This is a genomic window from Glaciecola punicea ACAM 611 (assembly GCF_000252165.1).
GTDB lineage: Bacteria > Pseudomonadota > Gammaproteobacteria > Enterobacterales > Alteromonadaceae > Glaciecola > Glaciecola punicea.
Genome location: NZ_BAET01000028.1, coordinates 142,806 through 156,492 on the forward strand (window position 1 = coordinate 142,806; position 13,687 = coordinate 156,492).

Here is a 13,687-nt window from a genome sequence, read left to right on the forward strand (position 1 = left end):
CATATTATGAAGTTATCTCAATTATTTGCCAAAAAAGTAGACAGACCCATTGAAGGTGTTATCAAAGCTGATGACGATGTTGCTTTATATCTCGAACTAGACGAGTACGTTATTACTAATGAGGTGGCTAAGAGGCTCGATATATTCTTAGATGCTTACCTAAATTATTGTGGTGCAAACGGTGTCTGGGTATCAGGGTTTTTCGGGTCAGGTAAATCTCACTTATTAAAAATGCTAGCATTACTCTTAGAGAATGCGCCCATCGATGATGTTACACCATTAGATATATTCTTAGAAAAACGCCCACTGAATGAAGGTGGGATTTTTGCCAATGATCTTAAACGTGCTGTTGACATCCCATCAGAAAGCATTCTATTTAATATCGATCAGAAAGCTGATGTTATTAGTAAAACTGAACTTGATGCATTAATAGCGGTATTTGTAAAAGTATTTGACGAGCACTGCGGATTTTACGGCAAGCAAGCTTATATCGCTCAATTCGAGAGAGAACTGAAAGATGACGGGCTTTTAGAAAACTTTACCAAAATATTCGAGTCAGTCAGCGGCATGGAGTGGGAAAAAGGTCGTGCAAGAGCGAAGCGCATGGCAGATGCTGTTGATAGTGCTTATAACCAAGTTTCTGGTCAGTCGGTCATAGGAATTTTAGATAAGTATCGTGATGATTACAGATTATCAATTGAAGATTTTGCCGAGCAGGTACAAAGCTATATTGAAAAGCAAGAAGACGGCTTTAGACTAAACTTCTTTGTGGACGAGGTTGGGCAATATATTGCTGGCAACACCAAACTTATGACTAACCTTCAAACAGTAGCTGAAAGTCTAGCGACAAAATCTAAAGGGCAAGCTTGGGTTATCGTTACTGCACAAGAAGATATGTCGAAAGTTATTGGTGAATCTGACCAGAATAGTGAAAGTGATTTTACCAAAATTCAAGCTCGTTTTAAAAATAGAATGAAGCTCACCAGTCAAGATGTCGCAGAAGTTATCCAACGTAGATTGCTCGAAAAGAAAGAAGAGTTCCTTCCGACGTTGTCTGACTTGTACCATGAGCAAGAGAATAATTTTAAAACATTATTTGATTTTGCAGATGGCTCCCAATCGTATAGAAACTTCAAAGACAAAGAGCATTTTTTACAAAGTTACCCTTTTATCCCATATCAATTTGGCTTGTTCCAGTCAGCTATTCAAAACTTGTCAACTCATAGCGCGTTTGAAGGTAAACATAGCTCTGTGGGTGAACGTTCAATGCTGGGTGTTTTTCAAGAGGTAGCGATTGCGATTAAAGACCATAATCTTGGTGACTTAGCTACATTTGACCTTATGTTTGAGGGTATTCGAACAGCGTTAAAAACTGCAAATCAACAGTCGATATTGAAGGCCGAGCTAAATCTAGATAATACATTTGCAGTTCGATTACTGAAGGTATTGTTCTTAGTTAAATATGTAAAAGAATTTAAGCCAACGATAAGAAATTTATGTGTGTTGATGCATGATAGTTTTTCACGAGATATCTCCTCCCTTAAGCTTGAAGTAGAAGAAGCGTTGAACCTGCTTGAGAAGGAAACATACATTCAGCGTAGTGGTGATCTATTCGAATACTTAACGGATGAAGAGCAAGATATTGAAAAAGAAATTAAAAATACTGAAGTCGACTCAGATGTTGTCGCTTCAGAATTAGAAAAGCTCATTTACGATGGAGTATTGAAAAATCGCAAAATTCGTTGGCAAGAAAATAATCAAGATTATCCATTTAGCCGTAAACTAGATGACAAAATATCAGGCCGCGAAAATGAATTGGCTATTAACGTTATCACCTCTTTTCATGATCATCGTGATGCTTTTGAAAAACATAAATCCGATACTTTATTTAATGATGAATTGAGAATTGTTTTACCTGAAAGCGCAAGGCTAGTAAGTGATTTAGTACTTTACAAGCAAACAGAGAAGTATGTTGCCCATGAAACAAAAGCCACGCAGCAAGATACTATAAAACGTATTTTGACTGAGAAAGGCATTCAAAACCATGAGCGATACAATCAACTAAAAACGTTAACATCTAAACTTGTTGGCTCCGCTAAATATTTTGTGGCAGGAGCAGAGATTGAGTTATCAGGTGATGATGGTCAAAACAAAATGGTTCGTGCGTTTGGTGAATTGATTAAGCACACATACCCCAACTTGAAAATGCTTCGGGATATCACCTATAGCGAGAATGATATTAATGACATTATTAAGAACGCTGGCCAAGGATTATTAGGTGACGATGCACAACTACCAGAAGCTCAGCAAGAGATGTTCTCGTTTATTCAAAGCAATAGCCGTGGTGGTATCCGAACAACCGTAAAATCGCTATTAACCAAATTTGAAAGCAAACCTAACGGTTGGTCTTTTGCAGCAATTTTATGCAACTTAGCGCATTTATGTGCCAGAGGTAAAATTGAGGTACGAGAGGCTACAAACTTATTGGATGATACCGACCTAGTTCGTGCATTAAGAAACATTGCCACACATGGTAATTTAATACTTGATCCTCAGGTGGAATTTACCCCCTCTCAAATTAGAGCTGTCAAAGACTTCTACAGTGACTACTTTGAAAAAATGCCACATGCTAATGAAGCAAAAGCTATTGCAAAAGAATTACAAGAATCATTTTTGGAACAAGCCACACTACTAGATAAATTGCTTGCTCAATCAGAGCAATACCCGTTCTTAAGAGCATTAGCTGACATTGTAACTAAGCTTGGCGAGTTTAAATCTAAGCCGTATACATGGTTTATGACCGAGTTAACCCAGCAAGAAGAAATTTGGTTTGATCACAAAGAAAAAACAATCGATCCCATTATAAAGTTTATGAAGGGAGCACAAAAATCAACTTTTGATAAAGCTAGGCGGGTAACAACCGAACAATTAGCAAATATTGAATATGTTACTAGCGATGAATACCAAAACATCAAAGATGCCTTGGTGAATGCAACTATTTATAAAGGTAGTGCTATTCAGCAGCTGAAAACTGACACCGAGTCGCTAGAAAATAAAATAGCCGAGCAAGTGAAAGTTGAGCGAGCCCATGCAATTGAAACAATAAATTTATTAAAAGATAAATTAGAAACGTTTGATGATTTCCAAACGTTAGATAAAGAAAAACAGCAGCAGCTAATAACAGAATTTACCGTTGTTAAACAAAAATTAGAGCAACAAGCTTTAATTGCAATGCTTAGAGACGAAGCTAGGCGTTTTGAAGATGTGACCTACTCTAAATTGGTACAAAAGTTAATGGAATGGTCGCAGCCTGCGCCAACTCCTATTACTACACCAGTCACTGATAATAAAACTAACAATCAGCCAGAAGATGGCTTGTTTGGCGGGAAATCACAGCCTTCATCATCAGTGAATGAGCCTGTTAAAGCAGAAATTCAAAGTATATCTGCTAAGCAGATCAGAGTGGACTATAACAAACCATGGCTTTCAACAGAAAACGATGTTGAAGAATATGTAGAAGAATACAAAAAGGCACTGTTGTCGGCCATCAAGCAAGGGAAGCATATACAGTTATGATAAAGGGCATATCATTAGAGAACTTTGCAGCATTTAAACATATAGAGCTGGAGTTCACGTCGGGTATCAACATTATTATTGGTGAGAATAGCTGTGGTAAAACACAAATATTGAAATCAATATATGCGCTATCGTCACCACAAAACATTACAGATAAGTTATTAGGCTTATTTAAACCTCATAATGGTAAATTATCTGGTTTGTATCATCGGGGTGGTGAAGGTAAGGCAAAACTTGCTATTGAGGATTCATCTGGGAAATCCACCTCAGTTGAATTTAGCTCAAGGACTCAAAAGGCAACCAAAGCGTCTTCAATAGTTAATATCGGACAACCAGTATTAATACCAACCAAAGAGGTATTGTCTTTATTACCCGCAATTCAATCCGTAACTGTATCAGAAGAATCTCTTAGTGCTTTATTTGACGACTCAATAATAGATTTGTGTCGCACTCTTTTATCAGACTCGGATGGCGATTTGACTGAGGCTATTAATAGCGACCCACGCTTGGGTGAAATAATGCCAATGTTAGTAAAGGCCATTGGTGGTAAGTTCGAAATCGAATGTACTGAGCATGCTTTTGTTAAAGGCGCCTTTGTAGAAAGGCCCAATTCAGATATATCCAAAGGACAAAGTGCAAAAGCTTATGCCGACTATAAAGAGCTGATATTTGTAAAAGAAAAATTATCTGAAACATCAGTAACAATGACAGCAGAAGGTTTTCGTAAAATAGGTTTAATACAACGCCTTATTGATACTGGAGCTTTAGTTAAAGGAAAAACAAATGTATTACTTTGGGATGAGCCTGAATCAAATATGAATCCCATTCTGATGAAAATGTTGGTGCAGTGCTTATTGGAATTAGCACGAAACGGTCAGCAAATTATTATTGCCACACATGACTACGTACTATTGAAATGGTTTGACCTACTTAGTAAAGAAAAGAAAGGTGATCATATTCAATATAATGCTTTGTTTAAATGCGATGATGGCAATGTAGCAAAAGAAACAACTAGTGATTACAGAATGTTATCGAAGAATGCGATCGCTCAAACCTTCAGTGATTTATACGATGCTGAAATTACTAGGGCTTTAGGCGACCATTCATCATGATCTTAATAGAAAAAGATTTAGAGTTTGATTTTAGTAATGCCATTACTGCAACTCTATTTGATGATACTGCTGTCCATGGAAACTCTTCAATGAAGAGAGTCGATTTTATTGCGGAGCATAACGATTGTTATGTTTTTATTGAAGTAAAAGATCCAGACATACCCGATGCTACAGCTGAAGACAAATTTAACTTTTTGCAAAACTTAAGTTCGGGAAAGCTAGTTAATAGCTTTGCTGGAAAATATAGAGATAGTTTACTGTTTAGACAGCTTGAGGGTAAAAATAATAAACCAGTAGACTACATAGTGCTTCTATCAATGTCATCATTGGATCCTGCTATGTTACTCAATAAAATTGACATTCTTCACAGAGAAATCCCAATTATTCATAATTCTTGGTCAAATTCTTCAGCAAGAAGTTGCGTCATTTTAAACCTAGAACAATATAAGACTAGATTTGGCGAAACTTCTGTTCGCAGGATCAGTGAAGGTACTGAATAATGGATACATCAAAATTAAAGAAATTTGCTCAATTTGCTCGTAGAAGCTTGATTGAGCAAGTTCAAAGCAAATTGAAACTTGTACTTGCAGCAGATAGTGCGGCTAGACGTGAGCACCCAAAAGCAATCAAAGAGTTAGAACAAAAACTAAATCAACATATAAATAACAAAGAAGATGAAAAGCAACTTATCGAGCAAGTGGCTTACACATGGTTTAACCGTTTTTGTGCCCTTAGGTTTATGGATGTAAATCGATACAACCGAATTATGGTGCTCTCGCCAATATCAGGTCAGTTTCAGCCAGAATTATTAGCAGAAGCTAAAGCTGGTCATTTAGATGATGTAGTTTTTAATGGTAAAATCCGTGAGAGAATACAAGGGCTGCTGAGTGGCTCAGTACCGAGTCGCGATGGTCAAGCTGAAGGCTATCGAATGATGATTGTTGCTATTTGTAATGATTATCACCGCTTAATGCCATATTTGTTCCAGCGTATCGAAGATTATACTGAGTTACTTATGCCTGATGACTTGTTATCTGGTAATTCAATACTTGCCTATACCCGTGAAGCAATGACACCTGAGAATTGTGAATCGGTTGAATCTATCGGTTGGCTTTATCAGTTTTATGTTTCAGAGAAAAAAGATCTGGTATTTGAAGAATTAAAGAAAAATAAAAAAATTACACCAGAAAACATTCCTGCTGCGACTCAACTGTTTACCCCACACTGGATAGTGAAGTATCTGGTAGAAAATTCATTAGGCCGCTTATGGATGCTCAATAACCCTAATTCAAAAGTTATCGACCAAATGGAGTACTACATAAAACCGTTAGAGAAAGAAACGGACTTCCTCCGTATCAGCAATCCTGAAGAAATTAAATTATGTGATCCCGCTGTTGGCTCTGGCCACATGCTCACGTATGCCTATGATTTGCTTTATGCTATTTATTTAGAAGCTAACTACGATGCAACTGATATCCCTGAGTTAATTTTAACTAAGAATCTATTCGGTATTGAAATTGATGAGCGAGCCGCTGAACTTGCAGCATTTGCTTTGAGCATGAAAGCGATGAAGGGCAACTCGGCCGATGATAGCAATAACCGAAGACGTTTTTTCCGAAATCCAATTAAGCCGAATATCTGCCGTTTAGAAAAAGTTAAAATTGATGCAGATGCACTAGATGAATATATGGACTTTATTGGACGTGATTTATTCACGCAGGATTTAAGAAAAACATTATCCGAATTTGAAGAGGCTGATAACTTTGGCTCATTAATCCAACCAACATTAAAAAACCCAACAGAAATATTAGAAATATTTGAAGCTAAGAATGCTCAAGTGGATCTGTTCTTAAAAAATACGCACGAATCGGTTATTAAAATCTTACAGCAAACAAAATACCTAAGCCCTATTTATCATGTAGTTTCGGCAAATCCTCCATATATGGGAAGAAACGGAATGAATTCAAGGCTTTCAAATTGGGCAAAGGATAATTATCCTAAGAGCAAGTCAGATTTATTCGCGATGTTTATAGAGCGAAATTTGAACCTCATTTTAGAATCTGGTTACTCCGGAATGATAAATATGCAAAGTTGGATGTTTTTGTCATCATTTGAAAAACTTCGAGTGAAAATGTTTGCTCAATCGACCATTGTATCTATGGTTCATTTAGGATCAAAGGCGTTCGATAGTATTGGTGGTGAGGTTGTATCAACAACAGCCTACATACTTCAGAATACCGTTAAGGTAGATAGAAAAGGCGATTACTTTAGACTAGTTGACGGCAAATCAGAAGCTGAAAAAAACCGTGCATTTTCCGAGGCCATAAGAAAAATAGATTGTGGCTCGAATTATCGAGCTTCAACTAAAGATTTCAATAGGATTCCGGGTAGTCCAGTTGTTTATTGGGCAAGTGACAAAGTAATAACTGCATTTGAATCAGAAGTGGTTGAAGATAATTTTTTAGCCAAAAAAGGCATGGCCATAGGTGATAATAATAGATTTTTAAGGTTATGGTCTGAAGTGGAAAACAAAGATATTGAATTCAATGCTCAAGACGAAGAAGATACTAAAATAAAAAAATGGTATCCGTGCCTTCATGGTGGAGCATTTCGCAAGTGGAGCAGCAACAAAGAGTTTGTGGTTAATTGGATCGCAAACGGGTTTGAACCAAAGTCTGCAATTACAGAAAAAACTGGTGATCATTGGTCAAGATATATAATTAGTACAAAGTTATTTTTTAAGGAAGGTATCAATTGGAGTGCAATTTCATCATCTTCGTTTTCAGCTAGATACCATGAAAAAGGGTTTGCGTTCACAAGTGCCTCCATGACCGCATTCCCAAAATTAGAAATTGATCCTAAGGTGTTATTGTTATTCATTAATTCTGAGGTAGGGAAATTGTTCTTGTCATTTCTTAGTCCTACACTCAACTTTGGTATCGCTGAAATCAAAAAGCTTCCATTTATAATAAATGATCGCCAATCTAATCTAATTGCCATAGCCGAACAACTAGTAGTACTTTCTACTGAAGATTGGGATGAGCATGAGACATCTTGGTCTTTCAAATCGTCACCCTTACTCAATTTTTCACATATTCCTTTATCCGATTCTTATAATAGATTGCGAGAAATCTGGCGCACCAGAACGCAAAACATGAAAGAATTGGAAGAGAGGTCAAATCAAATATTCATAAATGTATATGGATTAGAAAATGACTTAAAGCCAGATGTAATGATTAGTAAAATTTCTCTATTTTGTAATCCAAGTTTTAGATATAAAAACAGCTCGAATACTAATGAAGCTGAGGGAGAGCTTTTAGCAGATACTGCTCGTGATTTTATTTCTTATGCATGTGGTTGTATCTTTGGAAGATACTCCCTTGATAAGGAAGGGTTAGTTTTAGCCAATCAAAACGATACTATCAAGAACTGTATGAAAGAAGTTGTGTTACCAGAATTTATGCCAGACGAAGATAATGTCATTCCAATAATCGATTTTGAACTTGAGAAGGATAAAGATGAATACTGGTTTGAAGACGATATTACCGAGCGCTTTATAGAATTTCTGCAAGTTAGTCTGGGTGAGAAACATCTTGCTACTAATTTAGATTTTATTGAAAAGGCAATTGGTAAAAAAATAAAAAGTTATTTTGCTAGACATTTTTACACAGATCATGTCCGGCGTTATAAAAAAAGACCTATTTACTGGATGTTCTCTAGCCCTAAAGGATCGTTTAACGCCTTGATTTATATGCACCGTTACCAGCCCGACACAGCAAGTATTGTCCTTAATGATTACTTACGTGAGTTTAGAACTAAGTTAGAAGCACGCAAGCAAAGTTATGAGCAAGTTGAAATTAGCGCATCTGCCAGTCAAAAAGATAAGACCCAAGCGATTAAAGCGATTGCCAAAATCAATAAGGTGCTTGAAGAGATTAACGACTACGAACATGACGTGCTGTATCCATTAGCAGGTGAAAAAATCGAAATCGATTTAGATGATGGTGTAAAACACAATTACCCTTTATTTGGTAATGCACTTAAAAAAGTAACAGGATTATCTTAGGGCTAATATGACTTCAAGAATCTCAACAGCCTTAGAGCGATTGTTTGCGAAACATCGCGTTGTTTTTTGGTATGACAACAAACAAGAACTTCGTGAAGATTTTGATGGCTTAGAGCTTGATAATGTCACCAAGGTTGAACTTAACAATAACGAATTCACTTTGAAGCACAAATTGCTGCGTGAAGAGCCAAAAACTAATTTTCTTGTTTACAAACAAGGTAAGCAGCCAGAGCCAGTAAAAAATTGGTTGTACGATGTTGAACTTTCTAATGCCATATTTAAAACTGACCAAGCCGCTATTTGGTTAAGTGAGCTTGAATTAACAAGTGAATTTAACGAAATAGTTGAGAAACATACTGCCTTTTTTGAAGTTGATAGCAATAATAAAGGTTCAAAATCTCAAGCAACATCTGATAGCGACAACAGAAAAGCAACTTTAAAAAGTTTACTAGAACCAGATGATACCCACAGTCGCATCCGCTTAAAAATGTTAGCCGTATCTGCTGGTACAAAACAAAAAGGCGATGCTCGCTTAGATGTCATTTTAGAGTTGCTGATGGCAGAGAATGCAGAAGGTAAAGCGTATAAGCTCATTGAACGCAGTAAGCTCAATCAATTTTTGTGGCAACAAGTAACAAACCATTATGGTTATCGATGTGACAGTCCGTCATTAATGGATTTTGTGTATGAGTTATTTAAGTTTAGTTATTTAGCTGAGTTGCCAACGAGCTTGCAAGGGACAAGTCATGTTTCTGGAGCTGCTAACAAAGAAAAGATGAATAACAACGCTTTAGTGTTCTTTAAACGTTGGAAAGACAGTAGAAAGCACCAAAAAATATTTGAAAGGTTGTCAGAGCAATGTGCTTCGGTCTTGAATATTGAGAGTGACCTACAGCATAGATCACTTAATGACGTGTTGGAGTTAGATTATTTTAGAGTGATAGACCTCAAAGTTATTCATGATCTGGTTAATGGTGTTGCTAAAAGAACCTTATCCCAAGGAGAGGTGGCACTATGGTGTCGTCAGCGACGACAAGGACATTGGTATAGCGAATTTGAGTTACTTTACGATGCCGTGGATGTTGCGAGTCAATTTTTTGCACTGTTAGATACTTTACAATTTGACATGTCTAGTGCCCAACAAGCAGTCGAACGATATACCAATCAATGGTTTAAACTCGACCAACTTTATCGTAAGTACGTTTATGCACTTAAGGTATCATCACAACACTCATTGCTTAGCGCATTAACTGAGCAAATAGAAAACTTATACATTAACAATTATGTGCAGCCATTAACGAATGCTTGGCAACAGTATGTTGATGCGATGGGTAAATGGCAAGTGCCGAGTGTAGACCCCCAAAATTGTTTTTTTAAAAAGTATGTAGAAGCTAAGTATCTGTCCAAGAATAAAAAAGTCTGCGTAATTATTTCTGATGCATTCCGTTATGAAGCGGGTGAGGATATGGTGAGCCGTATTCGGCAGGAAGACCGCTATGATGCAAAACTCAATCACGCCCTATCAGCAATGCCTAGTTATACTCAGTTAGGTATGGCCTCGTTGTTACCCCAGTCTACAGAATATCCTTTACAGTTATCTGATGCTAAAACTGGTACGGTATTAATGGGAAATTTATCAACCCAAGGGACTGAGAATAGAGATAAAATTTTAAAAACTATTCACGGTGAGCGAGCGAGTGCAGTTCAAGCGAAAAATATATTAGAAATGACGCAGGTTAATAGCCGAGAGTTACTTAAAGATAATGATGTGCTTTATATTTATCACAACCGCATAGACCATACTGGCGATAAAATGCAGTCTGAGGGCGAGGCTTTTGAAGCTACCGAGCACACCTTTGATGATTTAATTAAACTGGTTAAAAAACTAGCAAGCGCGAATGTAAGCAATGTCTTAATAACAGCAGATCACGGTTTTATTTATCAAAATAGTAAGCTTGATGAAAGCGACTATTTAGAGAAAGATGTTAGCGGTGACATCCTTTATAACGACAGAAGGTTTGTCTTAGGAAAAAAACTAAATTGCGGCAAGTCACTAAAACTTTTCAGTAGTGAAGAACTTGGATTAGCGGGCGACGTCCATGCGGTCATTCCAAAGGGAATTCAGCGTTTAAGACTGAGTGGGTCGGGTAGCCGTTTTGTGCATGGTGGCGCGTCACTACAAGAAGTTATTATTCCTATTATCAGTATTAATAAAAAACGTGCCAGTGATACTCGCTTAGTTACCGTAGAGCTACTCAGAAGTGGCTCTAGTGTGATTACTAGTGGGCAGATATCAGTCACCTTATATCAAGCTGAAGCGGTCACTGATAAAACACAAGGTAGAATATTGCGATTAGGTATATACACTGAATCAGGCAAATTAATTTCAGATAGCCACACAGTAGAAATGGATCTGACTTCTGACAGCCCACGAGAGCGAGAAATGAAACTGCGTTTCTTGTTAAATCAGGAGGCCGACGCTGCAAACAATACAGAAGTGATTTTGAAGCTGGAAGAGCCTGTTACCGGGACTAATCAGTTCAAAGAATATAAACAACTACGTTATACCATTAAGCGGTCTTTCACGTCTGATTTTGATTTTTAACATAACGTGGATTCAGATAGTAAGTGCAGAACAATAAAAGTTAAAACGGACTTTAACAAACAGAGTATTAGGACAAAAGAATGAGTGAACTTAATCAGAAAATTTGTGAAGAATTTGCGGGCCTTGTTGTTAGAAAAGATTTGGTAAAAACAGTCAAAGGCAACGCGATAGTGCCGTCTTACGTGCTGGAGTACCTTCTTGGCCAATACTGCGCAACGAGTGATGAAGCAAGTATTGAATCTGGCATCCAAACGGTTAAAGAAATTCTAGCAAAGCATTATGTTCATCGAAATGAAGCAGGGTTGATCCGTTCAACTATTCGTGAAAAAGGTCGTCATAAAGTTATTGATAAAGTGAGTGTTGCACTCAACGATAAGAAAGATGTATACGAAACTGAATTTTCAAACCTCGGCATTAAAAAAGTCCTAATAGATTCAGGCACAGTTAAGCAGCATCCAAAGCTTCTTGTTGGTGGCGTTTGGGTAATTGCTGATATCGAATATGATCATACAGAAGATAAAGATGCCAGTCCTTGGATCTTAAGCACGATTAAACCTATTCAAATGTCTCATTTTGACTATGAAGGCTACATTAGTGCTCGTAAGCAGTTTAGCCTTGATGAGTGGATTGATGTGCTGGTACAAAGTATTGGTTTCAATCCTGAGTTTTTTGGCCGCAGAAGCAAGCTGATGCAGCTAATGCGCCTGATCCCTTTTTGCGAGCGAAATTTTAACTTGATAGAGCTTGGACCAAAAGGTACAGGTAAATCGCACATCTATTCTGAATTTTCACCCCATGGGATTTTAATTTCGGGTGGTGAGGTGACTGTACCGAAATTATTTGTTAACAATTCTAGCGGTAAGTTAGGGTTGGTGGGTTATTGGGATACAGTAGCATTCGATGAGTTTGCTGGTAAGCAAAAACGTGTTGATAAAGCACTCGTTGATATAATGAAAAACTACATGGCTAACAAGTCATTTTCGAGAGGTGTTGAGACATTAGGTGCTGATGCATCAATGGCATTTATTGGCAACACCGAACATAGTTTGCCTTATATGCTAAAGCATTGTGATTTATTCGATGCTTTACCTGAGAAATTTTATGATTCGGCTTTCTTAGATCGTCTTCATTTTTATATACCCGGTTGGGAAGTGGACATTATTAGAGGGGAAATGTTTTCAGAGGGCTATGGTTTCGTGGTCGATTATTTAGCTGAAGTCCTTCGTCATTTAAGAAACCAAGATTACTCAGACCGTTACCAAGACTATTTTCAGCTTTCCCCTCAAATATCGACTCGTGACCGCGATGCGATTCATAAAACGTTTAGCGGGTTGATGAAAATCTTATTTCCGCAGGGCGGCGCGACAGAAGCTGAAATAGAAGAGATTCTGAAATTTGCTATGGAAGGTCGTAAGCGAGTCAAGGACCAACTATTTAGAATTGATAATACATATGCAGAAGTAAACTTTGCTTATAAAGACAAAGCTGGTAAAGACGTCCCTGTTAATACACTTGAAGAGTTACAGTACCCTAACTATTTCAATCAAACAGTGGGTGAAGTTACTGATATTGGCTTACCTGAGCCAAGCCCATTGTCGGTAGCGCCTGAGCATAAAAAGTCTGAACCTGCTCCTTCTAGAGAGCCGGAGTTGAAAGAACAACACTTAACGTTTGCAGAAAATCAGCGTGGGATAAGTTATGACAATCTTTTTGGTCCATATCTTGATGGCGCTAAACAAGTAACGATTACGGACCCTTATATTCGTTTATTCTATCAAGCCAAAAACTTGATGGAGTTGTTAGAAACTATCATTAAGCAAAAAGCTGAAGAGGATGAGGTAATCGTTAGCTTGGTGACCGTAGAAGATGAGAATAGAAGTGAGCAACAACGTGAATTTCTTGAAAAAATCCAAAGTTCAATGTTCGCAGTCGGTATTAAGTTTGAGTATTCATTTGAAAACTCGACCTCTCAGCACGCGAGGCATATTGTTACTGATACAGGATGGAAAATATCTTTAGATCGAGGACTTGATATCTATCAGCAATATGATGTAAACGATGCATTAAGTCTCGCTACTCGTTTGCAAAAACAACGCACATTAAAGGCGTTTGAGGTTACTTTTATAAAAATTGAGAATTAATAGTCTTAAATATCTACGACAAATGGCTTTAACTTAAGGCTGATTTGTTAGTTGTTTAGGCATTTGTAGGTGGATGATTAGAAAGATTTACGGATGTTAGATTGCGGTTGAAACTTTAGATAAAAAAGGATAGGTGAGGGAAATTGGAAAAAGGATTAATTACATTCTTTGATATTGATGCGTGTGG

6 protein-coding genes are annotated in these 13,687 nt (G+C 37.3%); all 6 read left to right on the forward strand.

The window, feature by feature from the left end; genetic code table 11:
- Positions 1-6: 6 nt before the first annotated feature.
- The 6 genes from brxC to brxL all read left to right on the forward strand — a co-directional run bounded on the left by brxC (position 7) and on the right by brxL (position 13,500).
- The gene (gene brxC, locus GPUN_RS10800; protein ID WP_006006589.1) at positions 7-3,576 is read left to right on the forward strand and encodes a BREX system P-loop protein BrxC; all 3,570 of its coding nucleotides are present in this window, start codon (positions 7-9) and stop codon (positions 3,574-3,576) included.
- Positions 3,573-4,688: an AAA family ATPase gene (locus GPUN_RS10805; RefSeq protein WP_006006591.1), complete on the forward strand. Its 1,116-nt coding sequence runs from the start codon at positions 3,573-3,575 to the stop codon at positions 4,686-4,688. The genes brxC and GPUN_RS10805 overlap by 4 nt, the downstream gene beginning before the upstream one ends.
- Positions 4,685-5,188 carry a hypothetical protein gene (locus tag GPUN_RS10810; protein ID WP_006006593.1) on the forward strand — a complete coding sequence of 168 codons (504 nt, stop codon included), beginning with the start codon at positions 4,685-4,687 and terminating at the stop codon, positions 5,186-5,188. The genes GPUN_RS10805 and GPUN_RS10810 overlap by 4 nt, the downstream gene beginning before the upstream one ends.
- Positions 5,188-8,754 (forward strand): BREX-1 system adenine-specific DNA-methyltransferase PglX, encoded by a 3,567-nt coding sequence (pglX, locus tag GPUN_RS10815; protein ID WP_006006595.1) that lies wholly within the window; start codon positions 5,188-5,190, stop codon positions 8,752-8,754. The genes GPUN_RS10810 and pglX overlap by 1 nt, the downstream gene beginning before the upstream one ends.
- A 7-nt stretch (positions 8,755-8,761) precedes the next feature.
- Complete coding sequence (pglZ, locus tag GPUN_RS10820; protein WP_006006597.1) at positions 8,762-11,359, forward strand: BREX-1 system phosphatase PglZ type A; 2,598 nt, start codon at positions 8,762-8,764, stop codon at positions 11,357-11,359.
- Positions 11,360-11,439: 80 nt separating this feature from the next.
- Positions 11,440-13,500 carry a BREX system Lon protease-like protein BrxL gene (gene brxL, locus GPUN_RS10825; RefSeq protein ID WP_006006600.1) on the forward strand — a complete coding sequence of 687 codons (2,061 nt, stop codon included), beginning with the start codon at positions 11,440-11,442 and terminating at the stop codon, positions 13,498-13,500.
- Positions 13,501-13,687 lie beyond the last annotated feature (187 nt).